The 23,905-nt window shown below is 60.4% G+C and carries 21 protein-coding genes and 1 pseudogene; 10 read left to right on the top strand and 12 right to left on the bottom strand.

Translation table 11 applies throughout. The features are described 5' to 3' along the window. Positions 1-50 precede the first annotated feature (50 nt). On the top strand, positions 51-1,112 hold the full coding sequence (locus FH08_RS0139950) for an alkene reductase (RefSeq protein WP_031363718.1): 1,062 nt from the start codon (positions 51-53) through the stop codon (positions 1,110-1,112). Between the two features lie 85 nt (positions 1,113-1,197). On the opposite strand, the gene FH08_RS0139955 is transcribed toward FH08_RS0139950, so the two are convergent. After that, positions 1,198-3,882, bottom strand: a complete 2,685-nt coding sequence (locus tag FH08_RS0139955; protein WP_152603038.1) for an excinuclease ABC subunit UvrA — start codon at positions 3,880-3,882, stop codon at positions 1,198-1,200. Between the two features lie 763 nt (positions 3,883-4,645). Between FH08_RS0139955 and FH08_RS0139960 the strand changes: the two genes are divergently transcribed. After that, positions 4,646-6,301 carry a bifunctional aspartate transaminase/aspartate 4-decarboxylase gene (locus FH08_RS0139960; protein WP_031363720.1) on the top strand — a complete coding sequence of 552 codons (1,656 nt, stop codon included), beginning with the start codon at positions 4,646-4,648 and terminating at the stop codon, positions 6,299-6,301. A 116-nt stretch (positions 6,302-6,417) separates the two neighbouring features. On the opposite strand, the gene FH08_RS0139965 is transcribed toward FH08_RS0139960, so the two are convergent. Beyond that, positions 6,418-7,593 carry a porin gene (locus FH08_RS0139965; protein ID WP_031363721.1) on the bottom strand — a complete coding sequence of 392 codons (1,176 nt, stop codon included), beginning with the start codon at positions 7,591-7,593 and terminating at the stop codon, positions 6,418-6,420. Positions 7,594-7,921: 328 nt separating this feature from the next. Between FH08_RS0139965 and FH08_RS54535 the strand changes: the two genes are divergently transcribed. Beyond that, on the top strand, positions 7,922-8,068 hold the full coding sequence (locus FH08_RS54535) for a nuclear transport factor 2 family protein (RefSeq protein ID WP_419178048.1): 147 nt from the start codon (positions 7,922-7,924) through the stop codon (positions 8,066-8,068). Next, on the top strand, positions 8,065-8,289 hold the full coding sequence (locus FH08_RS48980; RefSeq protein ID WP_419178049.1) for a nuclear transport factor 2 family protein: 225 nt from the start codon (positions 8,065-8,067) through the stop codon (positions 8,287-8,289). Before FH08_RS54535 ends, FH08_RS48980 begins: the two co-directional genes overlap by 4 nt. Here FH08_RS48980 and motB read toward each other — a convergent pair. Both motB and motA read right to left on the bottom strand, forming a co-directional pair. Then, positions 8,278-9,453 (bottom strand): flagellar motor protein MotB, encoded by a 1,176-nt coding sequence (gene motB, locus FH08_RS0139975; RefSeq protein WP_081889729.1) that lies wholly within the window; start codon positions 9,451-9,453, stop codon positions 8,278-8,280. The genes FH08_RS48980 and motB overlap by 12 nt on opposite strands. Positions 9,454-9,522: 69 nt before the next feature. Next, positions 9,523-10,392 (bottom strand): flagellar motor stator protein MotA, encoded by an 870-nt coding sequence (gene motA, locus FH08_RS0139985; protein WP_031363723.1) that lies wholly within the window; start codon positions 10,390-10,392, stop codon positions 9,523-9,525. Positions 10,393-10,731: 339 nt separating this feature from the next. Here motA and FH08_RS0139990 point away from each other — a divergent pair, with 339 nt between their 5' ends. Beyond that, complete coding sequence (locus FH08_RS0139990; protein WP_031363724.1) at positions 10,732-11,004, top strand: hypothetical protein; 273 nt, start codon at positions 10,732-10,734, stop codon at positions 11,002-11,004. Positions 11,005-11,106: 102 nt separating this feature from the next. Here the strand turns inward: FH08_RS0139990 and FH08_RS52775 are convergent, their stop codons facing one another. Continuing rightward, the gene (locus tag FH08_RS52775) at positions 11,107-11,277 is read right to left on the bottom strand and encodes a hypothetical protein (protein WP_160172549.1); all 171 of its coding nucleotides are present in this window, start codon (positions 11,275-11,277) and stop codon (positions 11,107-11,109) included. 118 nt (positions 11,278-11,395) lie between these two features. Continuing rightward, a complete protein-coding gene (locus FH08_RS0140000; protein WP_051888898.1) occupies positions 11,396-12,874 on the bottom strand; it encodes an MFS transporter in 1,479 nt (492 codons plus the stop codon). A gap of 381 nt (positions 12,875-13,255) precedes the next feature. Between FH08_RS0140000 and FH08_RS0140005 the strand changes: the two genes are divergently transcribed. Then, positions 13,256-13,984: a response regulator transcription factor gene (locus tag FH08_RS0140005; protein ID WP_031363726.1), complete on the top strand. Its 729-nt coding sequence runs from the start codon at positions 13,256-13,258 to the stop codon at positions 13,982-13,984. 72 nt (positions 13,985-14,056) lie between these two features. Here FH08_RS0140005 and FH08_RS0140010 read toward each other — a convergent pair whose 3' ends face one another. Continuing rightward, positions 14,057-15,886 carry an ATP-binding cassette domain-containing protein gene (locus tag FH08_RS0140010; RefSeq protein ID WP_031363727.1) on the bottom strand — a complete coding sequence of 610 codons (1,830 nt, stop codon included), beginning with the start codon at positions 15,884-15,886 and terminating at the stop codon, positions 14,057-14,059. Further along, positions 15,883-16,758: an extracellular solute-binding protein gene (locus FH08_RS0140015; protein ID WP_031363728.1), complete on the bottom strand. Its 876-nt coding sequence runs from the start codon at positions 16,756-16,758 to the stop codon at positions 15,883-15,885. Before FH08_RS0140015 ends, FH08_RS0140010 begins: the two co-directional genes overlap by 4 nt. Positions 16,759-17,027: 269 nt before the next feature. Between FH08_RS0140015 and FH08_RS0140020 the strand changes: the two genes are divergently transcribed. Next, positions 17,028-17,456 (top strand): TOBE domain-containing protein, encoded by a 429-nt coding sequence (locus FH08_RS0140020; protein ID WP_031363729.1) that lies wholly within the window; start codon positions 17,028-17,030, stop codon positions 17,454-17,456. Positions 17,457-17,487: 31 nt separating this feature from the next. On the opposite strand, the gene FH08_RS0140025 is transcribed toward FH08_RS0140020, so the two are convergent. Further along, complete coding sequence (locus tag FH08_RS0140025) at positions 17,488-18,414, bottom strand: hypothetical protein (RefSeq protein ID WP_035568468.1); 927 nt, start codon at positions 18,412-18,414, stop codon at positions 17,488-17,490. A gap of 224 nt (positions 18,415-18,638) precedes the next feature. On the opposite strand from FH08_RS0140025, the gene FH08_RS0140030 reads away from it, so the two are divergent. From FH08_RS0140030 to FH08_RS0140040, 3 genes and pseudogenes are all read left to right on the top strand, one after another. Continuing rightward, positions 18,639-19,130, top strand: a complete 492-nt coding sequence (locus tag FH08_RS0140030; protein WP_031363731.1) for a molybdopterin-dependent oxidoreductase — start codon at positions 18,639-18,641, stop codon at positions 19,128-19,130. 140 nt (positions 19,131-19,270) lie between these two features. After that, positions 19,271-19,836: pseudogene (locus FH08_RS52280) on the top strand (nitrogen fixation protein NifQ). Between the two features lie 138 nt (positions 19,837-19,974). Further along, positions 19,975-20,298 (top strand): winged helix-turn-helix domain-containing protein, encoded by a 324-nt coding sequence (locus FH08_RS0140040; protein WP_200878858.1) that lies wholly within the window; start codon positions 19,975-19,977, stop codon positions 20,296-20,298. Positions 20,299-20,326: 28 nt separating this feature from the next. On the opposite strand, the gene FH08_RS0140045 is transcribed toward FH08_RS0140040, so the two are convergent. The 3 genes from FH08_RS0140045 to FH08_RS0140060 form a co-directional block, all read right to left on the bottom strand. Continuing rightward, on the bottom strand, positions 20,327-21,715 hold the full coding sequence (locus FH08_RS0140045) for a DUF2325 domain-containing protein (RefSeq protein ID WP_031363734.1): 1,389 nt from the start codon (positions 21,713-21,715) through the stop codon (positions 20,327-20,329). Between the two features lie 185 nt (positions 21,716-21,900). Continuing rightward, positions 21,901-22,404, bottom strand: coding sequence for a hypothetical protein (locus FH08_RS0140055; protein WP_051888900.1), 504 nt, complete (start codon positions 22,402-22,404; stop codon positions 21,901-21,903). Positions 22,405-22,757: 353 nt separating this feature from the next. Then, positions 22,758-23,663 (bottom strand): dihydrodipicolinate synthase family protein, encoded by a 906-nt coding sequence (locus FH08_RS0140060; RefSeq protein ID WP_031363737.1) that lies wholly within the window; start codon positions 23,661-23,663, stop codon positions 22,758-22,760. Positions 23,664-23,905 lie beyond the last annotated feature (242 nt).

The raw sequence follows: 23,905 nt of genomic DNA on the forward strand, positions 1-23,905 counted from the left end.
GTGTTCTGGTTGCTGGTTCTCATTACAACCTATTTAGGAATGCTTTCAAAATGCCGAATCTTTTCGACCCACTCAAAGTTGGTGCCTTTAATCTTCGTAACCGCGTCATCATGGCGCCGCTCACGCGTCAGCGCGCAGGTGTTGAACGTGTGCCCAACGCGTTGATGGCGCAGTACTACGCTGATCGCGCCGGAGCCGGCATGATCCTGAGCGAAGCCACTTCGGTCACGCCCCAGGGCGTGGGTTACGCTGAAACGCCGGGAATCTGGTCGGACGAGCAGGTCGAAGGCTGGAAGCTCGTGACGAAAGCGGTCCACGACGCAGGCGGCACGATCCTGCTGCAACTGTGGCACGTCGGCCGGATCTCGGACCCGATCTTCCTCAACGGCGACCTGCCCGTAGCGCCGAGCGCAATCGCGGCGCAAGGCAATGTGAGCCTTGTGCGGCCGCAGCGCGCATTCGTGACGCCGCGCGCACTCGAACTCGACGAGATTCAAGGGGTGGTTGCAGCATTCCGCAAGGGTGCCGAGAACGCGAAGCTTGCCGGTTTCGATGGCGTTGAAGTGCACGGCGCGAACGGTTATCTGCTCGACCAGTTCCTCCAGGACAGCACGAACCAACGCACGGACATCTACGGTGGCTCGATCGAAAATCGCGCACGCCTGCTGCTCGAAGTGGTCGACGCGGCTATTAACGTGTGGGGCGCTGACCGCGTTGGCATGCACCTCGCACCGCGCGCCGATTCGCACAGCATGGGCGACAGTAATCGCGCCGCTACCTTCGGTTACGTTGCACGTGAGTTGGGCAAGCGCAAGATCGCCTTCATTGCCGCACGTGAACGTGTGGGCGAAGACTCGATCGGACCTCAGTTGAAGCGCGACTTCGGAGGCGTTTATATCGCTAACGAGAAGTTCACCAAGGAAAGCGCTCAGGCAGCGCTCGACCGTGGTGACGCCGATGCCGTCGCGTGGGGGCAGTTGTTCATCGCCAACCCTGACCTCGTGAAACGCTTCGAAAGCGACGCCGCGTTGAATGCGCCGATCCCCGAGACGTTCTACGCTCGCGGTACCGAAGGGTACACGGACTATCCGACACTCGAGACCATGGACTAAGCGTTTCGGTTTTGGCTTGCCGCAGCCGGTGACTCTTACGGAGTCACCGGCTGTTTTTTTACCGGGTTCGCCATCGGATGAAAGCTCAGGACAAGCAGGCCTGTAGGTATCTCGACGTATGGCCGGTTTTGCCCCCCTTCACCACGTCTTCCGGCGTGCCGCTGACGATCACCTTGCCGCCTTCCTCACCCGCGCCGGGGCCCATGTCGATGACCCAGTCACTTTGGGCCGCCACCCGCATGTCGTGCTCGACGACAATCACGGTGTTGCCTGCATCGACCAGCCCTTGCAATTGAATCAACAAGCGGTCGCTGTCCGTGGAATGCAACCCGGTCGTGGGCTCATCCAGGATGTAAAGGGTCTCGCCTCGATGCGCTCGCTGAAGTTCGGTCGCCAGCTTGATTCGCTGCGCCTCGCCACCGGACAGTTCAGTGGCCGGTTGGCCCAGGCGTAAATAACCCAGTCCGATGTCCTTGAGCACAGTCAACGCGCGCATGATCTGCGGTTCTTCGGCAAAGAACGCGTATGCGGTGTCCACGGTCATTCGCAGCACGTCCGAAATATTCTTTCCCTGCCACTCGATCTCCAGCGTCTCCGGGTTGTAGCGCGTTCCTGCGCACGTTGAACACGGTGCATACACGCTCGGCATGAACAGCAATTCGACACTCACGAAGCCCTCGCCCTCGCACGTCGGACATCGGCCCTTCGCAACATTGAACGAGAACCGGCCCGCGTCATAACGGCGACGACGCGCCGCGGGCGTCTCCGCAAACAACTTGCGCACGTGATCGAAAAGGCCCGTGTAGGTCGCAAGATTCGAACGCGGTGTCCGTCCGATCGGCTTCTGATCGACGCGAACCAGTCGCCGGATTCTCTCCATCCCGGCCGTTATCTCACCGCCGGTCGGGATGTCCTCTGCATCCAGCAGCGGATCGCGCTCTTCATCCGTTTCTGCTGCGATCGGGCGGCCAAGCCGTTGCGCGACCAACTCGGGCAGCGCCTGGCTGACGAGACTGGATTTGCCCGAGCCGGAGACGCCTGTGACCGTCGTGAAGCAGCCGAGCGGGAAAGCGACCTCGAGATTGTGCAAGTTATTACGCGTCACCTTCTCGAGCCGCAGCCAGTCCGCTGGCGTGCGCTTCGAACGCGAAGCCGGCCGGTAATCGCCAAACAGATGCAGCCGCGTTTGCGATTCCTCGATGTCCGCCAGACCGGCCGGCGGTCCGCTATATACAATCTGTCCGCCCGCCGTGCCCGCGGCCGGTCCCACATCCACCAGCCAGTCCGCCCGGCGCATCATCTCCAGATCATGCTCGACCACGAACAGGGAATTGCCCGCGGCCTTCAGGCGCCGCAACGCGCTGAACAACGCTTCGCCATCGGCGGGGTGAAGGCCGGCGGAAGGTTCATCGAGGACATAGATGACCCCGAACAACTGCGATGCGAGTTGCGTCGCCAGCCGTAGCCGTTGCAATTCGCCCGACGACAAGGTCGGCGTGCCCCGGTCCAGTGCCAGATACCCCAGGCCGAGATCGATCAGCGTAGTCAGGCGTTCGAGCAGCTCGTTGGCAATCCGCTGGGCCGCAACCTGCTTCTCCCTGGATTGATTCGTAGTCCGTCTGATATCGGGAGAGGCCTTGTGTTCCGAGCCACCGGACGCGACCCGTCGCGCAACCGCTGCCCGCATCTCGTCTTTGCTCAATATCTCGCCGGATGATGCCGCTGCGGATATCGATATGTTCGCGCCCTCCGGTGCTTCACCGCGAGCAACAGGCCGCAAGACATCGGCGACCCGGGCGAGCGGCATCTGCGATAACTCGCCTATATCAAGTCCCGCGAACGTCACGGACAGCGCCTCGGGCTTCAATCGCTTGCCACCGCACGACGGGCATGCACTGCTCACCATGAAACGCGATACGCGCTTCTTCATCAACGCGCTTTGCGTGTTGGCGAATGTGTGCAGCACATAGCGTCGCGCGCCTGTAAACGTGCCCTGGTAGCTCGGTTCCGCGTGGCGCTTGAGCGCCGCGCGCGTTTCTTGCGGTGTCATGCCGGCATACACGGGAGCGGTCGGTGTCTCGTCCGTGAACAGGATCCAGTCGCGGTCTTTCTTCGGCAAGTCGCGCCACGGCTTATCGACATCGAACCCCAGCGTGACCAGGATGTCGCGCAGGTTCTGACCATGCCATGCCGGCGGCCACGCAGCGACTGCGCGCTCACGGATAGTCAGCGAGTCGTCGAGCACCATCGATTGCTCGGTCACCTCGTAGACGCGTCCCAGACCGTGACACGTGGGACACGCTCCTTGCACGGTGTTCGGCGAGAAATCCTCGGCGAACAGCATGGGCTGTTTCGCCGGGTAGGTGCCGGTGCGCGAGTACAGCATGCGCACGAGGCTGGACAGCGTGGTCACGCTGCCCACCGACGAGCGTGCATTGGGCGTACCGCGTTGCTGCTGCAGAGCGACAGCGGGCGGCAAGCCCTCGATGGAATCCACTTCCGGAACACCGACCTGATCGATGAGGCGACGCGCATAGGGCGCGACCGATTCGAAATAACGGCGCTGCGCCTCGGCATAGAGCGTACCGAACGCTAGTGACGACTTGCCCGATCCCGAGACGCCGGTAAAGACGACGAGCGCGTCGCGTGGGATGTCAACATCGATGTTGCGCAGGTTGTGCTCGCGGGCGCCCCTGACCCGCACGAAGCCGGTCCGGGAAGGATGGGGTGATGTGTCTTCGGGCTGCTTGTTTCGAGTTGGCATGCGCATTAAGCCGTTGTGTGGTTCAGTTTGCGAGCGTGGCATCCAGCGTATGTCCGGACACCATGAGGAAACCGCTTGCCGCTTTGCCGGGCAGATTATGGACAGTTTAAGTGGCTTGCGAAGCTTAGCGGCCCGCAAGTGGTAAGTAAGTGGTAAGCAAGTAGCTCGAGAGCGGCTATTGATCCCGCATGGCACATGCCCGCGTATGCGGCGCACTGATAGGCGGGATATTTACCTGCACTTGTCGAATGGTTAAAGAACCCCCGATTAAATTGAGTAGCAAGTCTGTTATGTTTCTGTTCGGGATGTAAAAATCACCCGCGACTCTGACTTTTTATTGCGATCGGTAACGCCGGTGATGGATCGCAGCTATTTAAACGCTTGTGATGAAATCGCTCGCTGCCGTTGCCAGCAAAAAAGCTGCGACGGCAAGCCCCATGGGAAAACATCCACCGACATCTACCGACATCCCACCCATTACGCCTGAGGGTTTCTCCCCCAGGACTATTAATTCGCAGGCTTCGCGGAGGAAGTCTGGATTATTTCATTACCCAAAATTATCCTGCCCATAATGCATAAGCCAGGTCGCGCATTGACTTCCAGCCCAGTTACGAATATCAGTTCAGGAGGTGCAGTTTAGTATCCTGATAAGTATCTGCAATCAAAGACGCATAGCCTGAAAATTCATTGCCGCTTTTATCCCGAAGGGACTGACGTTTCCCGGGGAACGTCGCTCTTTCAAGCAGTCGATCATTTCTGGAGGTGTTGGATGGCAAAATCTACAAAGGCGGGCTCGCAGGAACAATCCAAGATCGCGGCGCTCAGCCCGTTCGAACTCAAGGACGAATTGATCAAGGCCGCGGGCGGCGGCGCGGTCGAGCGTCCCGCCAACGCGGCCATGCTCAACGCAGGCCGGGGCAATCCCAACTTCCTCGCCACTGTTCCTCGCCACGGCTTCTGGCAACTTGGCCTTTTCGCCATGCGCGAGTCGGAGCGCTCGTTCGCCCACATGCCCGAAGGGCTGGGCGGCTTTCCGAAGCGCGAGGGGCTGGAAGAGCGCTTTGAAATCTTTGCACGCGACAACAAGGGCGTTCCTGGCATCGACTTCCTGCGTGGCGTGCTGTCATATGTGCGCGACCAGCTCGGTCTTAACGGCAGCGAATTCCTGTACGAAATGTGCGAGGGGATTCTTGCGTCGAACTATCCGGTGCCGGACCGGATGCTGAAGTTGTCGGAGGTGATTGTTGCGCAGTACCTGAAGAAGGAAATGATCGGCAGGCATCCCTTCGTTGGCGACTTCGATATCTTCGCGACCGAAGGCGGCACCGCCGCCATGACCTACATCTTCAACACGATGCGCGAGAATCACCTGATCAAGCCGGGCGACACTATCGCGCTAGGCTCGCCCATCTTTACGCCCTACATAGAGATCCCGACGCTCAACGATTACCAGTTGAACGTGGTCAATCTCGACGCCGACGTGGAACTCGGCTGGCAGTACTCGAAGAAGGAGCTCGACAAGCTGCGCGATCCGAAGGTGAAGGCGTTCTTCCTCGTGAATCCGAGCAATCCGCCTTCCGTCAAGATGAATACCGAGAGCCTGGAGTACATCGCGGAGATCGTGAAAGAACGGCCGGACCTGATCCTGCTGACCGATGACGTGTACGGCACTTTCGCCGATGACTTCGTCTCGCTGTTCGCGCTGTGTCCGAAGAACACCATCCTCGTGTATTCGTACTCGAAGTACTTCGGCGCGACCGGCTGGCGGCTCGGCACGATCGCCATGCACCGCGAGAACGTGATCGACGAACTGATCCGCAAGCTGCCGAAGGAACAGCGCAAGGAATTGCATGAGCGCTATGAGTCGATCACCACCGAGCCGGAGAACCTGAAGTTCATCGACCGCCTGGTGGCCGACAGCCGTACCGTCGCGCTGAACCACACGGCGGGGCTCTCCACGCCGCAGCAAGTGCAGATGGTGCTGTTCTCGCTCTTCGCGCTGATGGATACGCCTGAGGCCTACAAGAACGCGCTCAAGCGGCTGATTCGAGGCCGCAAAGAGGCGTTGTACAGGGAGATAGGAATATCGTTCGACGACAGCGACGTGAACCAGGTCGATTACTACACCATCATCGACCTCGAGTTCCTCGGCAATCGTGCGTATGGGCCGGAGTTCGTCACGTGGCTCTTCGAAAACACCGAGCCCTCCGAGCTGTTGTTCCGGCTTGCGAAGGAAGCGCGCGTCGTGCTCTTGCCGGGACGCGGCTTCGGCACGCAACACCCGTCGGGCCGTGTGTCGCTTGCGAACCTTAACGAGAGCGACTACAAGGCAATCGGCCGCGCGATGCGCAAGCTGATGGAGGAATACGTCGAGCGCTATAACGCAGCCACGGGCAAGTCGCTCGATAAACACAAGGTGCTGTGATAGTTATTCGACGCCTGGTGCTTCAGACGTCGAATGAAAAACGGGCCGCTGGGAATGAAGAGATCCCAGCGGCCCGTTTTAACTACTCAAGCCTGCTTTAGAACTTGTGGCGCGGTTTAGAACTTGTGGCGAATACCCACGCGTGCAGCTATCTGTTCATTCGAACCGCCGCCCGACGTGCCGAAGTAGCTCGTGCTCGAACCGATCTGCGCTTGCACAGGGGTGTTGCCATTCGAACCCGACGCGTGTTGATAGATACCCAGCACGTAGACATCGGTACGCTTGCTCAGCGCATAGTCCACGCTTGCGTCCACCTGGTTCCACTTGCCTTTCGCGGCATCGGTGAGCTTCATGTACGTGTAGCCGAGGCCGCCGGTAAGAGCCGGCGTGAACGCATACTTGCCGCCGATTTCATACGCGTTGAACTTCGACGTCGCGCCCGTGATGGATTCAAAGCGCGTATTGGTCCAGAGACCAAACACCGTTGCAGCATCAAACTTGTAGCTGGCGCCAACACCGTACGTGCGCAGGTCCTTCGAACCGCCCGTCGCAACGTTCGCAATGCTCGTGCTGAACGCCGGCGTTGACGAGCCCGGGTAGTGGATGTCCGTGTAAGCCGCGCCAATACCGAACGGGCCGCCGGCGTAGTTCACGCCGAAGCTGTAGGCGCGCGACGAACCTTGCGTTGTGACGCCTGCGGTCGTGGTCGTGGGCGAACCTTCGAACGCGCCGGCCTGGTTCGAGAAACCGTACAAGCCGCCAAACGTCACGCCGTGAAAGTTGGCGCTGCTGAACTTGATCGAGTTGTTGATGCGGCTCGACGTGAGCTGGTCGACGTCGTTGATGTGATACGCGTAGTTGCCTGCAACCGTCTGGCCGCCGATGGAATACGAACCGCCGAGGTAATCGGTCGAGAACGTGTATTGCCGGCCGAGGGTCACCGAGCCGATATCCGACTTCGAAATCCCTACATACGCTTGCCGGCCGAATTCCGCACCGCCCTGGCCGAGCGTGCCATTGCCGCTGTTGAAGCCGCTCTCCAATGTGAAGATCGCCTTCAGGCCGCCGCCCAGGTCTTCAGCACCGCGCAGACCCCAACGGCTGCCTTGTGCCACGCCATCGTCATACTTGAAGTTCTTCGAGCTGCCGGTGCCGGCAGCGCTGTGGTTCACATAGCTGATACCGGCGTCGATGAGGCCGTATAGCGTGACGCTGCTTTGAGCTTGAGCGGAAGGTGCCGATGCAGCGAATGCCGCCATTGCAGCAGTGGCGAGCAGTGTTTTACGGTTCAAAACGTTCTCCCTAAGCGTGGGTGTGAGTAAGTTGATGCAAAAAAGTGATGCGCGGCATCGGACTCTGACGGTCCGTAGCTCGCGACGGGCGGACTTTAGCGAAGGCGTGTGTAAGGTAGATGACAGTTGTTTTTAAGCGACGGCTACAGAAAAAATACTTCCGGTAAGCCTCAGGAATGGTTGCCTGGCGAGTAAACGGCTAACGAATCGACCCACGAAAAACTGGGCGTCGAACGGCTTGGGCTGGTATTCGGGGAGGGCGCTAAAGCGCGCTTTAGCGACGCGTCGCGCTATGCTGGCGGCTCTTCTTCAAGCCAGGAACGAAGCGATGACAGAGAGCGTGATTGCGGAACTGGAAGGGCGATTGCGGGAAGCCATGCTTTCATCGGACGTGGATGTGCTCGACGCGCTGCTAGCCGACGACCTCACGTTCGTCGATGCAACAGGCAAGGTGAGGAGCCAGCCGACGACTTGAACGCGCATCGCCATGGGATACAGCGGATCGAGCGGCTGGAGATCAAGGAACAGACGGTGCGCGTGTACGACAAGAGCGCGGTGACGCTCACGCATGCAGCGCTGAGCGGCCAATTCGGCGGGGTGCCGCTCTCGGCCAACCTGCGCTATACCCGCATGTGGGTGGAGACGCAGAGCGGCTGGCGAATCGCCGCCGCTCACTGCAGCGTGCTAGCTTTTTGAGGCAGGCTCGGCGGTCGCCGACGCAGTAATCGGCTTCGCCGGTCGCCCGGCTACGTCCGCCGCAGTCACTGCGCTTGTAATCTGCGACCTGACGGCTTCCAAATTCGCGGCGCTCGCGGGCTTGGACAGCACGGCTGCCGGAATCACGCTGCTTGCCGGCTTGGAGCCAGAGGCCGCAGCAGGAATCACGGTGCTTGCCGCCTTCGACCCGACGGCCGCAGGAATCGTTGAGCTGGCCGGCTGCGATTCATCCACGGCAGTCCGCCCGCCGTCAGCAAAGAACGTTTGTTCAGCGGCCTTGTTCAACACCAGGATGCTGATGCGCCGGTTGGTCGGTTCGTCGGCGACTGCCTTGTTGAGCGGCAATACATCGGCCAGTCCGCGCACTTGCAGGATCTTGCCTTCATTCATCCCGCCTGCTATCAACGCGCGGCGTGCAGCGTTTGCCCGTTCGCTCGACAACTCCCAGTTCGAATAACCTGCCTGACCGCCCGAGTACGGCACGGCGTCCGTGTGTCCGGCGATCGACACGCGGTTATCCACGTCGTTCAGCGAGGAGCCGATCTGCTCGAGGATGGTCACCACGTACGATTCCAGCTTCGCGCTGCCTGAAGGGAACATCGGCCGCTTGAGTGAGTCGACGATCTCGATGCGCAACCCTTCGCTCGTGATGTCAATGCGAATCTGATCCTTGTACGCGGCAAGCGCCGGCGTGCGTTCGATCAATGCGCTGAGCTTCTGCTTGAGTTGCTTCAGGCGCTGTGCGTCGTCCTTCGCGGCCGCTTCCGCGGCCGCGCGCACGGTCGTCTTCGGCAGCGGCTGGGTCTGGCTCTTGGTCGCCTCTCCCGGACGTGAACTGGAGAGATCGCGTCCGCCGCCTTGGATCACACTCGAGCGTGCGGCGCCGCTGCCGTCCTTGCCGCCGAAGACCGTCGACAGTGGCGCGTTGAAATAGTCTTCAATCCCCTGCTTGTCGTACTTCGAGGTCGAGCCGAGCAGCCACATGAGCAGGAAGAACGCCATCATGGCCGTGACGAAGTCCGCGTAGGCAATCTTCCATGCGCCGCCATGATGGCCGCCGTGTCCGGATTTCTTCTTGCGTTTCACTACAACGGTCGGCGAAAGCACCGACTGCATGGGGTCGCGAGAGGAGTTGTCAGCCATGAGCGAACCTCTTGATGATCTGCACGATCTGCGTGGTGCGGGTGAAGCGCGCCGGGCGCGACAGGCTCGTCATGCTGATTTCGTTTGCTTGGTGGCCCGGACGGCGTCGTCGAGTTCCTTGAAGGTCGGACGATCCGCGGTGAACAACACCTTGCGCCCGAACTCGACAGCAATCGCCGGTGCGTAGCCGTTCATCGACGCGAGCAGTACGGACTTCACGCACTGGAATGGCTTGGCTTCGGCCTGTCCTTTTGCAGCCAGCAGATCGGCCAGCGGCCCGAAGAAACCATACGAGAGCAGGATGCCGAGGAACGTGCCGACCAGCGCGCCTGCGATCATTTCGCCGAGAATTGCTGGCGCTGCACCCACCGAGCCCATCGTATGCACGACACCCATTACGGCCGCGACAATACCGAACGCGGGCAGGCCGTCGGCCATCTTCTGGATTGCGCCGCCTGCCAACGATGTCTCCGCGTGATGCGTCTCGAGTTCTTCGTCCATCAGGTCCTGCATCTCGAGCGCATTGATGTTGCCGCTCGACATCATGCGCAAGTAGTCGACGATGAATTCCAGCAGATGATGATCGTTCAGCACGTGTTCGTACTTCTTGAACGTAGGGCTGTTCTCCGGCGCTTCCACGTCGACCTCGAGCGCCATCATGCCTTCCTTGCGGGCCTTCTGAAGCAGCTCGTACAGCAGCGCGATGAGCTGCACGTACTTTTCCTTCGAGTAGCCTCCCGACTTGAACGCGCTCGGGATGACCTTGAGGGTCTTCTTGAGCGTCGTCACCGGATTGGATACGACAAACGCACCCATGGCCGCGCCAAAGATGCACAACAACTCGAAGGGCTGGAACAGCGCGGCCAGATGACCGCCTACGCCCAGGAAACTGCCGATCACCGACCCGATGACCACGACCCAGCCAATGACAACAAACATGCTCTCTCCGCTTGATTTTGTTGGGCTTCGTTTGAATAAAGCTGTCCTAGACCTTAACGGCAAGCGGGGCGGCAGATTTAGGGTAGGACGAAGGTATCTTTTCTCCTGAGGCTTACTTAAGACGGCAAAAGTTACTTTGGCAGAGATTGTTGCGAGGATCGAAGCGATGTGATTTATTGAAGGGGGCTACGAGAATTAGCTGGTTCGAAGGCCATCCGCATAACGGCTGAAGACAGCCTTGCCGGTTAATCATCAGATGATTCACAAGGAGCGAACAGCGCGGGGAACGTTTTATGCGTGCCCTAGCCCGACCTCCATTACTACAGGCGAACCCTGGCGATGATTCAAACTTTCGAGCAAACCATCGATGGCAAGTCGGAGCAGTTCTGCGCAACCATCGCAGACGGCGGCAGTCCGCAACGCGTCATCATCAGCCGGGCGGATTCGGCAAAGTCGCTGGTGATTGTCGAGGCTTCAGGGATCATCGGCGCGATCAAAGCTGAGATCGAAGCGCCGGAAACGTTTGTCGCTGAAGCCGTGCGCAAGGCACAGCAGGAAGGGTTGATTGAACGAGCGCTTGCATCGGGCGAAATCCTGACAACGACCCTTTGATTTGCGCTTCATCGGCCAGAAAAGGCCAGAAAACCCAGCCCGAAAAAATGCCCGCCTGCTAAACACCGGCGGGCATTTTTCTGCTGATCCGGGAGTGCAAAATCAAAGACGCGGCGTACCGTTGTTCGGATCTGCAGGCACCAGCGGTGTCGCTGAATCCGGACCATCGGGGGAGTCGGGATCGTCCGGAGGCGGCGGCAAGTCGGGATCGAGCAGCTCATCGGGATCGGGTTCAATCGGCAGGTAGGTGGGGTCCGGCGGCGGCGTGGACATGTCCTGTTCCTCACTAGCGGTCGGCGGACCGCGCGTTGCACGAGAAGTGCGTGTATCAAACGAGATCAAACGAGACGCAACGAGCGTTCCCGGCGCCCTTAGCGTGCTTGCGTCACGCTCAGTGGCGCGCCCCCGTGCCACATTTAACCGCGCATTTAACCGATATGGCCTCCGGTGCTGCATCGTCCTTTGCACGCTTGCTCTCGACCGCCCGCCACGCGAGGACGGCGGCGAATAGCAACAACGCCACTGATACCCCCGCCGACGCCTTTACACCTATCACGATCTGCGCGCTTTCCGCCATGGCTGAGTGACTCGCCAGCGCGCCGAACGCGGCGACGCCTATCGCGCCGCCTGCTTGCCGCGCGGTGTTCAGCACAGCCGACGCCGTGCCTGCCCGATCCGGCGCAACCGTGCCCAACACGGCGGTTGTCATCGCGGGAACGGCGAGGCCCATGCCCGTCGGAATCAGCAAGAAGGGCAGCAGCAATGCAAGCACGGGCGTAGACGCATTGACGAAAAGAAGCGCGGCGAAACCGGCTGCATCGATCAATGCGCCAACAATCATCGGCAAGCGCGAGCCGAAGCGCGCGACGACTACGCCACTCGCGAGATTCGACAACAGGAACCCCCCGGTGAGCGGCAGGAACGCGAGCCCGGCTTCCAAAGGGCTATGGCCAAGCACGCGCTGCAGGTACAGGCTCAGCACGAACACCATGCCGTAATACGTGAGGTTCACGCAGATGCCGAACACCGTGGCCGAATTAAACGTGCGGTCCCGAAACAACGCGGGAGGCAGCATGGGGGCTGATGCGCGCCGTTCGACCAGCACAAGCGCCACGGCCGCGAGCAGGGCCACGGCAATTCCGCCGATCACCAGCGGGTGCGCGAGGCCCAACGGCCGGAGTTCGATCATCGCGCCGACGAAGCCGGTCAGCGCAACGGTCGCGAGGATTTGCCCGGGCAAGTCGATACCGCGCGCTTGCACTTGTTGTTCCGGTTTTTTATCGGCGATCCACACATAGGTCGCCACGATGCCGGCGACGCATAGCGGCACGTTGACCCAGAAAATGCTGCGCCAGCCGAACGCGGCGATCAGCAGGCCGCCTACGATCGGGCCTGCGGCAATCGACACTCCGCCCGCCGCCGTCCACAAGCCCACGGCACGCGCACGCAGCCCGTCGTCGTGACCGCAAGCCTGGTTGAGCAGTACCAGGGAGTTGGGCAGCATGGCGGCGGCGCCTATGCCCTGCAATGCCCGTGCAGCGACCAGTTGGGTCGCGTCCATCGCAAATCCGCAAGCGGCCGAAGCCACCCCGAACAGCATCAGGCCCGCGACGAACAAACGGCGTGCGCCGAAACGGTCGCCTAGCACGCCTGCCGAGAGCATCAGCGCGGCGAAGGCGAGCGCGTAAGCGTCCACGGTCCACTGCAGGCCCGCCACGCTCGCGTGCAGGTCGCGTCCGATGCTGGCGAGCGCCACGTTGACGATCGTGACATCGAGTTGGGAGACCACGAAACCCATGCTGGCCGTGGTGACGATCAGCGCCTGGCGTGTGCTCAGCCCGGCGCGTGCGGAGGAAAGGTTCGAGTTCATGAAGACCAGCTTATCGAAGCGCAGCGTCCGACGTTTCCGTGGTTCGTGAAATATGCATGCAAGACTTTTCGCGAGTGTGCGTGTCCTTGCGCACCCATTTAAAACCACGTGGCATAGCGTTCAGGCAGCACCTGTCTGAAAGGTCGGACGCTGTTACCTATCGGCACAAACAGTGACTTCGCAAGACATATTGAAAGCATTTGTGACCGACTTGTCGCCGTAATTAAGAGTTTTCCGATGGATCAACCCGTTACCGCTGCGCAGAATTCGCGCATCTAAAGCGGTCTCGTGGAGCGTCATGAGACCTTCTTTGGTGGCTTCAATAACGTTGTTTCAGCACGTCTCGAAGTCACCGTTTGCAGGTTCACCGGTCCTGTCATCATGCGCATCGCAGTTCTTCAATCCGATCCCCAGCACCGCTTCGTCGTCTGCGCAATCATCGAGCGGCTCAACCATGTCTGCGTTCCTTTCAGCGACGGTTTGTCGATGTCGAAAGCACTGTCCCGTTCCACGGTCGACATGCTGATTCTCGACTGGAATTCCGCCGGTTTGTCCGGGCTCGATTTGCTGAAATCGATGCGCTCGGGCATCGGCGAGCGCGTGCCCGTGATGTTCGCCACGGCGCATGGCGGCGAGAGCAACATAGTGCGTGCGCTGACCGCGGGTGCGGACGACTTCGTCACGCATCCCGTGCGTTCCGCCGAGTTCGGTGCACGCGTGCAAGCACTGCTCAGGCGCGCCTATCCGGCAAAAACCGCCGCTATCACGGAGCTGGGCCCGTATCGCTTTGATTCACGCCAGCAAACCGTCACCGTATGGGGCAAACCCGTGCAACTGAGCGGCACGCAATTCCGGCTGGCGTTGCTGTTCTTCTCGAACATCGGGCGGGTGTTGTCTCGCGATCATATTTTCGCCATGGTCTGGGGACGCGAGTTTCGCGAGTCCACGCGAACCATCGACAGCCATGTTTCGCGCTTGAGGCTTGCACTGATGATCGAGCCGATCAATCACTTCCGCTTGCAGCCGGTGTACAAGAGCGGCTATCGGCTATTGCATCTTTATGGCGACACCGTCGAGGAATCGCGCGCGTGTGAGGAAACCACGGTTTGAGGCATGCGTGGCGTCCAGGTTAAAAAAACCGTCGCGAGACGGTTTTTTTATGCGCACCGTCAGCCGTTTCCGTCAAACAGACCAGATCGTCAATTTGCCGATGTCCACCGAGAACCGATGGGATGTGCCGGTCCTCAGGCGAGCGTCATCGCTGGGAATATCAAATATCACACCGGAGATTCTTAGCCGTGCGTATCGATCTCCGCGCCGCAATTCGATCCCGTCAACCGTGCCCTGGAACGCACCTTCGTCAGACGGCGTGATAGCAAGCGCAGGCAGCCGCCACATGACAGTTTGTCCCGCAGGGATGGCAGTATGACCCGCCATGTCAAGGCGTAACTCGCCGCCAAGCTCGATCCGGTTCGCCTGGATCAAGCGGCCTTGCCCGACATTGTGAAGCCCAAGCAATTCCGCCACGCGCAGTGAAGCGGGGCGCTCGAAGACATCGCTCACCGGTCCTGCCTGAAGCACACGGCCGTGCTCGATCAGCAATACTTCGTCGGCGAGCAGCGCGGCTTCATCGGGATCATGGGTGACGATCACCGTGACCGCCGATATCTCCCGTTGCAGTGCGCGCAACGATTGCTGCAGACGGCGGCGGCGTGGGGTATCGAGTGCGGCGAAGGGTTCGTCGAAGAGCAGCAACTGGCTATGCTGCGTGAGCGCGCGAGCCAGCGCCACGCGCTGCCGCTGACCGAATGAAAGTTCATGGGGCAAGCGGGCTAGCAGCGTCGAGAGGCCGAGTTGATCGACCCATTGCCGCGCGCTCGCGGCATCCGCGCTTAGCGGAAACGCTAGTTGCTGCGCGACCGTCATGTGCGGGAAAAGACCGTAGTCTTGCGGCATATAACCGATCCTGCGCTCTTCGGGCGGCAGGGCATCGAGAGGAGTTGTACCTAGCGTTACGGTAGCCGTCTGCCCGGCTTCAAGGCCCGCGATCAGGCGCAACGTCATCGATTTGCCCGACCCCGACGTGCCGATGATCGCAAGGCGCCGTGTCCGCGGCGCCCATTCAATGTCGAGATCAAAGCTGCCAAGCCGCTTTTTCAGCACGATGCTCAGGCGGCGATCGTCGTCATCCAGCATCGGATGTGCGGGGACGTTGTCGTCAGCATCATCGCCATTGACGAGTTCCTGGCTCAACGAAGCGCGGCCTTGGCGGCTGTAGATGGACAACGCTGCACACGCCACGGCAATGGCAAGCGTAGGCAACAGCAAAGGCATCATCGCCGGCAAGCCCTGGCCGCCGAACACGACATACGTATAAACCGGCAGCGAATACGGGTGATAGGCGACCATCACGGTCGCGCCGAATTCACCGAATGCGCGCAGCCAAGCCAGCGCCAGGCCGGCGCTGATTGCAGGCCATGCAACCGGCAGCGTGACGCGAAAGAAGCGGCTGCCTGCACGATGTCCCAGCGTGGCGGCCACGTCCTCGAACATGGGGTCCACCGCTGCAAATGCGGAGCGCGCCGCGATGATCAGGAATGGTGCCGCGACAAACGTTTCAGCCAGCACGATGCCGGTGAACGAGTCGGTCAGCGCGCCGCCCGTCAGTTGTCCGACCCAGCTATAGGGGCCGAGAAGAAACAGCAGCAGGACGCCGCTGGTGAGCGGCGGCAAGGCGAGCGGCAATTGCACGATAAAACCGAGCAGCGCTGCCTTGCGCGAATTTGACCGGGCAAGCAGATAACCCAGCGGCACGCCACCCAACAGAATGACGAGCGACGCGACACTCGCGCTGCCCGCCGATACGGCCACCGCCGACAGCGTGCTCGTCCAGTCCACGCCGTGCCAGTCCGCCGCGCCTACCTGCGGGATGCTCGCAAGGAAGGGCGCGCACAAATAGACTGCGAGCAGCGCCGCTAGCCACCACAGCGGTTGCGCAGCGGTGCGTTTCATTGCGTAGCGTCGATCACAGCCTGGACGGACGGCGGCATGGCCTGGGTGTTACCGGTGATCGCGGGTTTGATCACGTCGACACCATGTTCCTTAAGCAGCTCGCGGCCCTTCGCGCTGAGCAGGAAGTCGACGAAGCGCGTAGCACCCGCGGAGTTCGGCGCATCGCCAAGAATGGTGAGCGTATAGCTTGCCTTGGCTTGCAATTCGGGTGCGGGACGAATGGAGGGGATCTTCAGGTCCGAAGTCTCGGTCGAATAGAAGAAACCGGCGTCGAGTTGCCCGGATTGCAAACGTCCGACAAGGGTTTCTTCAGGCAGGACCTGATCGGGATTCTCGGCTGCGCCCAACGTCTTTTCGACTAGGTCCGGCTGGTGATAAAGATCGGCGGCCTTGGTCACCATTTCGACGGTGAACGCGCCCTTGGGGTCCAGTTTCGGATCGGTCCGGCCGATGCGAATACCCGGTTCCTGCAAGACCTTGTCCCAGCGCTTCGTCTTGAAGTCGCCGGCAAATTTACTGCGCGGGTTATAGCCGATCATCAGCGGTGATTCGGCGAACGTCACATACCATGACACGTGGTCCCCATTGGCCGCACCCATCAAGCTCGTGTTGACCTTTGGGCTCGCGCTGATGAACACGTCGCCGCGACGCAGCTTGCCCTTGATCTCGTTGGCGATCTTGTTCGAACCGGCCGCGTAACCCTGGAAGTGCAGACCCGTTTCTTTTTCAAAAGCGGGGCCAACGCTGCGCTCCATCAAATTGACGAGCGACCCGGCATACAGCACGTTGACCGCATTTTCATCCGCCACGGCGGCATGGCTCAAGAGCGCGCTGGCCATGACCACAACCGACACCATCACCTTACGGATCATCTGATTCTCCACGTTGATTCCACATTGATAAAGGGCGTAATAAAGGCCGCTATATTACGCTGAGACTCAACGTGTCCGCTAACGCCATCGACATGCATCGACATGTTTCCCCGGCTATTCGTCTCAAGTGGTCAGCATGGTGCGGTTACACTTGTGGCCTGCCTGCAATGCAGGTGACCCTAGCAAACGTGCGTCCTGAGATCAGGGTAGATCGGGGTAGATCGGGGTGATCAACGCCTTCGAAGGACGCCGCAACCGGAGATGAGAACATGCGAACAAGCGCCCGAAATCAATTTGTCGGTGAAGTGGTGGACGTCAAGCATGGCGCAGTCAATGACGAGATCTTGCTGCGCGCCAATGACGGCCTGGAGATTGTCGCGGTGATCACACATGGCAGCGCAACATCACTCGGGCTCGCTCCCGGCAAGGCTGCGTTTGCGCTGGTCAAGGCATCGTCGGTCATCGTGATGGTCGATGTGGCGGATAGCCAGGTATCGGCGAGGAACTGCTTTGCCGGGACGGTATCGGCCGTAACCCCGGGCGCCGTCAATAGCGAAGTCATTATTACTGTTGCGGGCGGCGCGCAGATTGCCGCCATTGTCACGAACGAAAGCGCGCAACGGTTGGCGCTCGCCAGCGGGAAAGCGGCCACGGCGATCTTCAAGGCGTCGAGCGTGATTATCGGCGTGGACGACTAGCTTTTTCGTCAGCTTGCGCTGCGTCAGTTCGTCAGTTCAGTGGAATAGCGCGTAGGGTACTGCCGCTGTCAGCGGATTTCGGCCGGTCTATGACGTACAACACGTGATGCGTCCGGTCGATAGCGACGCCGCGCGCATCCTCGAAATCGTTTGCGATAACGGCAACCGATTCATCGGGGTTTATCTTGCAGACTGCCGTCGAGTCGCATTTGGTATAGAGCGTGCCGTTTGAATCGATGCTCAGCAGGTCGGGTCCGTTGATCTTGACGACCGTTGTGTTCAGGCCACCAGACTGGGCATGATTGATCAGTCCGGACAGGCTGGTCTTCAGGATCATGTTGTCGGTCTGATCCGATATAAAAACGGTGTCGCCTTGCACGGCTATGCCGACGGGTTTCGCCAGTCCGGTCAACAGGTTGTGTTCGGACGCGGCGTGGCTTGAAACATCGAATGTGATCAGGCTGAGGCCGCCCGTTGCCGGGCTGTTGCCGTTCTTGACGAACCAGGTCGAGAGTATTTTTCCCGTGCCTATGACGGCAAGTCCCAGTCTTCGCCGCATTGGGTCGGTGCCCGACAGGGCGGAGACGGAACGGTCCGCGCCAATGTCGAACACGGCGCCTGCCGTGCCGAATCCGAATCGTCCGACCAGAAGCGAACCGCTATCCGCGATGCTCACCTGGCTCAGCGCGTTTCCTTGTCCCGCGACCAGCGGAATCTCGGCCAGCGGTTTGAATGTCTTGCCGTCAACCGATGAAAGCACGCTATTGGTTTTATCGTCGGTGATGAAGATCGTGCCATCGTCCGGACGGATCGCAATGCCATTTGCCCGTGCATCCAGAGTGACGCGTTGTGGCGCGCTTACGATTTGCGCCGAACTGCAACCGGATAGCACGATGACCGCAGCGGCAGTCAAGGTGGCGGCGAGCGTAAGCGCGTAGCGAGAGAGACGCTGGGGCATCGATTTTCCTTAACCATCCATGGGTTCAAGGCCACCAATATATCGCTTTAGGCGATCAGGGTTGGTACTTAGCGCTGCTTTCAGGCTTACCTGAAGCGCATATGCGCGATTTTGTATGCTGCCTATTGGTCGCGCACTGACTTGACTGCCGCGACTGCAGCGTAATATTCGCGTGGATATAATGCCGGACAAGCCACCTGAAACCGGCCCCTGGAGGATGAGAAATGAGTGATGCCTATTCCCCCGCAGTCGCGCTCGAAACCACTGCGAAAGCCGTCATATCGCTCGAAGGGGATTTCCTGCGACCGTTGAGCGTCGATCTCGCGGAATTCAGGGAGCAACCGAACGTCGTTGCCGATCCGTTCGATCTGCGTTGCTATACGACGAACCGGTTTATCCGGAGTGTCGACACCTATCGCGGGGTGTTGCTGAAGGATTTGATCATGAAAGCCGGACTGCGGCCCGAGCCTAAGGGCGAGTTCAAGCGCACTGTGTTTATTGCGGTCGCGCACGATGGCTACGCGGTCACCTTCTCATGGCACGAGTTGTTCAATACGCCCGTGGGTGAGCGTGTCATCGTCGCGCATGAATGTGGAGGCCGAGCGCTTAGCACCGAGGACGGCGTCCCCATCCTGTTTTCAGGCGCGGATATTCTTCCCGCTCCCCGTCATGTGAAGCGGCTTGTGCGAATCGTGGCGCGGGTCTTGACGCCCTGATTTGATACGGGCTATTTGTAAGGTGTCACGAGACACAGGCTTGACTCTGGGCTACGCGTGGCATACTGGTTTTGAGCTGAACCTTCCCGGGACGCCCCGCGATCGACTATACCCTCGAGCAGTATTCTCGCTACCCGGCAATGACACTTTCGCTCGTGACGCGCGCCCAGTTGCTGGCCGCCTCGGCCACGCCCGATGCCGCCGGCACCGCTTTGTTCGCAACCTTGCTTGCCGCGCACGATGACCCTTCTCTGCTGTGGGGTTATCGGCGGAACAATTCGTCTGGTTGTATGGCCGGCACTTTGGCGCAATGCAACCGCCAAGGGCGAGCCTGGTTATCCGTTCGGAAGAACAGGCCGGGTTCGTCAGCGCGCTTGCGGCTTTCCTGCTAAATCATGTCCGGGAGAGCGGCGCCGCCGACATGGCTGACGCGGAGTGCCTTGCATCGATCATCGCCCATGCGTGCTTGCGGCAGGACCATCTGTGGCGCGATCTCGGGCTAGGCGGGCGCGACGAAGTCACCGACATGCTCAGCCGGTATTTCCCGGCACTGGTGATGCGCAATGTCGATGGGATGCGCTGGAAAAAATTCCTCGCGCGAGAACTTGCGCTATCGCTCGGACGAGCGCCGCAGCCGGCGCCAGGGTGTCCGGGCTGTGAAGATTTCGGCTTTTGTTTCGGCGATAAATCTGAGCACCGCGCCTGAGTACCGCGACTTCCTGATGCACAGCAATGCCGTGGATGCATGGTCCTGTCGGCGTCGTGTATGCTTTCGCGCATGGCCAAATCCGTGAAAGATCCAGCGACTCCTTCCTTATCCCGTCAGCCCGAGGTGCGTTTTCGCATGCGCATCCGGCAGGCGGACGCCGTGGCAATCGGGCCCGGGAAAATTGATCTGCTGGAGGCCGTGCATGAGCATGGCTCGATCTCGGCTGCTGCGCGCAGCCTGGGCATGTCGTACCGGCGGGCGTGGTTGCTCATCGACGAACTGAACCGCACGCTCAAGGCGCCCGCAACGTCTTCGGAAACGGGTGGCTCGGCGGGCGGCGGTTGCGTGCTCACGCCTGTTGGTGAAAAGATCGTGCGGCTTTATCGCGAGATTGAAGCGGAAGCGGCCAGGACCTGCGCGCCGCAGATTTCCGCGCTGATCAAGCTCATGAAACGCTGAGCTTATTGAAAGGCCAGGGCTCCAGGGCTTACCCGTGCCGCAAGCAAAACCGGGACGCTGGCGGCTTATTGCCGGGCTTGCCGGACTTACCGGCTTGCGACGACGCCCGGCCAAGCCGCGTCATCAATTCCACAAAGCTCGCCACGCTCGCGGTTCTCAGCGGGTGATAGTCGACCTGATGACGGTCGCATACGCGCTTGAGCAGATTCATGGAGTCATGGTCGATACAGTCGACCGGAAACACGACAATGTCCGCCCGCGGGAGCGCGGCGGCGAACATGCCCTTGCGGTCTTCTATGCCGCCATCGTGGACAACAAAATCGCCACCCGCCGATTCAACCAGTTGCCTGAGCGCGGCGTTCGAACCGGGCCGGCCGCCCACGTAGACCACGCGCTTGCCGCTCAGGTTGGCGAGGTCATCGGCCTTCGAACCGGCTTCGCTGCCCTGACCCTGAACCACCAGCGCCTGCTCCAGTGCGTTGCATTCGGCCTGGACCACGTTGAGGATCGCAATGGTGTCGTCCAGCCGCTGGCTCAAGCTTTGCGCATGGCGTTGCTCATCGAGTGCGCGTTGCTCGGCAGTTTCCCTGCGGCTCGTGTGAATCGCCAGACGTTCGTCGCGGGCAACCAGCGCCTCTCGCAGCGCCTGGGCTTCAGCTTCCAGACCTGCCTCCGACACATCGGGCTTGCGCTCCGCCCTGGCCGACAACTCGGCCACTTGCGCGCTCAATTGGCGCAGTGACGCGTCGCGCTCCGTAGTCAATTCGTGCAGCTTGTCTTGCTGCCGGTCGATCTTGTCCTTGAGCACCGCATTTTCTTCTTCGAGCGCAACCAGGCGGCGGATGTCGGCCCGGTTGGCCGCACCCACCAGATGGGACAACATATGCAGGTCGCCGAACGCAGCCTGGCGCACGCTCATGACGGCTTCCGGATGGGTCATCAACGCCCAGTACGCCGGGGGAATATCGCCGCTCTTGAGCGCGTCTTTCCAGAGCGCCAGCAGGGCTTCAGGATCCTTGGCCGCGTCGAAGCGGCGCACGGCGCCCGAGTAGCGCGCATCCAGCGCCTTCTGCAGCGCCTTGGCGCCCGCACCGCCATCTATAGCGAGTTCCACTGCGGCGTGATGAATCTCAAGATCCGTCGCGTGTTGCCGGTCGAGCTCCGTGAACTTCGGCACGAGTTTTCTAAGCTCGTTCGTACTCAAGCAGGTACCGATCACCGAGCAATGCAAATGCGAATCCAGATCGGACAGCCGCGCACGGCGATGCGGACTGTGAAGCTGTGCGTCGGTAGGCGTGCAGCAGGCATCCGCCGCACCGGTCTGGGAGCCGGCGTAAGCACCCACGGCGGCTCCCACGGCGCTGCTCGATTCAGTGGACGGCGTGCGGGCAAGGCGGAAGGGGGGAACGGTTTGCACATTCACCTCGAATCGATCTGGATGTCAAACGGCTGCGAACAGCTGCAAGCGGCTGAACAGACAACGGTCATTAGCCTGCTCGATGAACGGATATCGAAATATACCATTGAATATAACGGTACGAATCTGGCCGGCTGTTTCGAGGAAATCAATGCCGGTGGTCCTGGCGTACAAAACGCGTGTGTTCAGACAGGCACGCCGTTGCCCGCACGGTCTCGATAGTGCCGTTCAAGCACGTGCTCGACGCATAAGCCGACAAACGTGGCGTCCAGCCGTTCGAGGCTTCGCGCAACCTGCTGAAGACCGATCGTGCCGCTGCCGGGCGCGGCCAGGAATACCTGATCCCGCTGCTGCTCAGCCGACCGGGCGGTCTCGATGGCAAACGTCAGGTCGTCGAGGCGGCCGAAGTCGAGCGCGCGAGCGTGATCTTCAAGGGAAGACAAAAGCTCGCCGAGCGGCTGGCCGGTCGTGGATTCGAGGTTGCGGGCATTACCGCGGATGTCCTCGAGCATGAGGACAAATCGGGCGACGCTTGCACGCAGGTTCCGGAATGCATCGACCACTTCCCTAATCGCTTCCGTGCGCTCAGGATCGCGCGCCGAGTTGAGCGGCGTGACCGCGACCGACAGGTCGCGGCGCAGCGGGATGCAAGCGGGAGCGCTGGGTGTGGATGCCTTTTGCCCGGACATGGGTAAATCCTCGAGATGCATGATTGGATCGGTTTCTTGGCGCCGGCAAGATGAATGATCAGGGGCAAAAGAATAGTACCGTGATATTTCATAGAATATAACGAATGCCTACTTTCTGCTTTAAGTGTTAGATGGAGCTGGGCTGGTTTTGAGGCTTAGGAGCGTGTGCAGGCGGGCTGCTTGCATGCTCGGGCGGTAACGCGCTGGGCGAGGTGAACGGAGCCGGAAGAGGCTCGTTGGTGAGACTGAACGATGAAAAGCCGGTATTGATCGGGAATAAAGCTGCGGCGGCTGCGGACTTGTTTCAACGAGAACAAGTCCGCAGCCGCCGCGGGCCAACCCAACTTAGCAACTTATAACGTCGGCAAAACCGGCCGGGTTTCAATCGAACGCTTGATCAACGCCTCCACCGCGAGACGTTCGTCGCCTGCCAGCGGCAAGCGCGGCGGCCGGACCGGTTCGGTGCCAAGGCCAACCATTGCCTCGGCCAGCTTGATGTTCTGCACCAGCTTGGCCGAGACGTCGAGCGCAAGCAGCGGCGCAAACCAGCGGTAGATCGTGCGGGCTTCTTCCAGGCGGCCCGCCTTGAGGAGCCTGAAGATCGCCACGGTCTCGTCGGGAAACGCGCAAACCAGCCCGGCAACCCAGCCGTGCGCGCCCATCAGGCAGGCTTCCATCGCGAGGTTATCGACGCCGCAAAAAAGTGCGTAGCGGTCCCCGACCGCGTTGATCAGATCTGTGAAGCGGCGTACATCGCCGGCCGATTCCTTGATCGCAACGAGCTTCTTTTCATCGGCGAGTTCGGCGAACATGTCCGGTGTCACATCAACGCCGTATGCGAGCGGGTTGTTGTAGACCATGATTGGCAGCGGACTCGCACTGGCGACCACGCGGAAGTGGTTGAGCGTCTCGCGCCGGTCCGATAAATAACGCAAACCCGGCAGCACCATGTAACCGGCCGCGCCGTGCTTGACGCCGAGTTCGGCCTGCCGGCAACCGTCGAGCGTGCTGTTTTCCGCAATCGTCAGCAACACGGGCACGCGTCCCTGGGCGGCATCGACGCCGATGTCCAGCACGTCGAGCTTCTCGTCGAGCGAGAGCGTGGACGCCTCGCCAAGCGATCCGCAGACGATGATGCCGTCGACCCCGGCCGCGATCTGTGCCTCGATATTCTTCTTGGTCCAAGCGCGGTCTATGCTGAAATCCGCATTGAACTTGGTCGTGACGGCGGGCATTACGCCTTCCCAGATATGCGCCATGGCGGCTCTCCTAAAAGTGATCGGTTGAGTGCAGTCTAAGCATTGCAGAATGGGCCGTCTTGCATGTTGCGCGCAATTGCGATGCCGATTTCAGCACAAGTGCTCTCGCTTGAGCTTCGCTTGTCTATAGCGAAATCACGCCATGGGCCTAAGTCTTCTCAGTGCTCAGTGACTTATGGAAACGTTAGGCTCTATGCCGAAATCGGCATCAAATTCGATGAGCGCCACCAAGACGGGTCGCG

Origin of the sequence: Caballeronia sordidicola (assembly GCF_000729995.1) — a bacterium.
Classification (GTDB): Bacteria; Pseudomonadota; Gammaproteobacteria; order Burkholderiales; family Burkholderiaceae; genus Caballeronia; species Caballeronia sordidicola_A.

What these genes read in the sequence shown, in the direction of transcription:
- motB (WP_081889729.1), bottom strand. Translation starts at nt 9,453, where the DNA reads ATGGCTGACAACTCCTCTCGCGACCCCATGCAGTCGGTGCTTTCGCCG.
- FH08_RS0140030 (WP_031363731.1), top strand. Translation starts at nt 18,639, where the DNA reads ATGAGTGATGCCTATTCCCCCGCAGTCGCGCTCGAAACCACTGCGAAA.
- FH08_RS0139950 (WP_031363718.1), top strand. Translation starts at nt 51, where the DNA reads ATGCCGAATCTTTTCGACCCACTCAAAGTTGGTGCCTTTAATCTTCGT.
- FH08_RS0140015 (WP_031363728.1), bottom strand. Translation starts at nt 16,758, where the DNA reads ATGATCCGTAAGGTGATGGTGTCGGTTGTGGTCATGGCCAGCGCGCTC.
- FH08_RS0140000 (WP_051888898.1), bottom strand. Translation starts at nt 12,874, where the DNA reads ATGAACTCGAACCTTTCCTCCGCACGCGCCGGGCTGAGCACACGCCAG.
- FH08_RS0140025 (WP_035568468.1), bottom strand. Translation starts at nt 18,414, where the DNA reads ATGCCCCAGCGTCTCTCTCGCTACGCGCTTACGCTCGCCGCCACCTTG.
- motA (WP_031363723.1), bottom strand. Translation starts at nt 10,392, where the DNA reads ATGTTTGTTGTCATTGGCTGGGTCGTGGTCATCGGGTCGGTGATCGGC.
- FH08_RS0140005 (WP_031363726.1), top strand. Translation starts at nt 13,256, where the DNA reads ATGCGCATCGCAGTTCTTCAATCCGATCCCCAGCACCGCTTCGTCGTC.
- FH08_RS0140060 (WP_031363737.1), bottom strand. Translation starts at nt 23,663, where the DNA reads ATGGCGCATATCTGGGAAGGCGTAATGCCCGCCGTCACGACCAAGTTC.
- FH08_RS52775 (WP_160172549.1), bottom strand. Translation starts at nt 11,277, where the DNA reads ATGTCCACGCCGCCGCCGGACCCCACCTACCTGCCGATTGAACCCGAT.
- FH08_RS0140010 (WP_031363727.1), bottom strand. Translation starts at nt 15,886, where the DNA reads ATGAAACGCACCGCTGCGCAACCGCTGTGGTGGCTAGCGGCGCTGCTC.
- FH08_RS54535 (WP_419178048.1), top strand. Translation starts at nt 7,922, where the DNA reads ATGACAGAGAGCGTGATTGCGGAACTGGAAGGGCGATTGCGGGAAGCC.
- FH08_RS0140055 (WP_051888900.1), bottom strand. Translation starts at nt 22,404, where the DNA reads ATGTCCGGGCAAAAGGCATCCACACCCAGCGCTCCCGCTTGCATCCCG.
- FH08_RS0139990 (WP_031363724.1), top strand. Translation starts at nt 10,732, where the DNA reads ATGATTCAAACTTTCGAGCAAACCATCGATGGCAAGTCGGAGCAGTTC.
- FH08_RS0140020 (WP_031363729.1), top strand. Translation starts at nt 17,028, where the DNA reads ATGCGAACAAGCGCCCGAAATCAATTTGTCGGTGAAGTGGTGGACGTC.
- FH08_RS0140040 (WP_200878858.1), top strand. Translation starts at nt 19,975, where the DNA reads ATGCGCATCCGGCAGGCGGACGCCGTGGCAATCGGGCCCGGGAAAATT.
- FH08_RS0139955 (WP_152603038.1), bottom strand. Translation starts at nt 3,882, where the DNA reads ATGCGCATGCCAACTCGAAACAAGCAGCCCGAAGACACATCACCCCAT.
- FH08_RS0139960 (WP_031363720.1), top strand. Translation starts at nt 4,646, where the DNA reads ATGGCAAAATCTACAAAGGCGGGCTCGCAGGAACAATCCAAGATCGCG.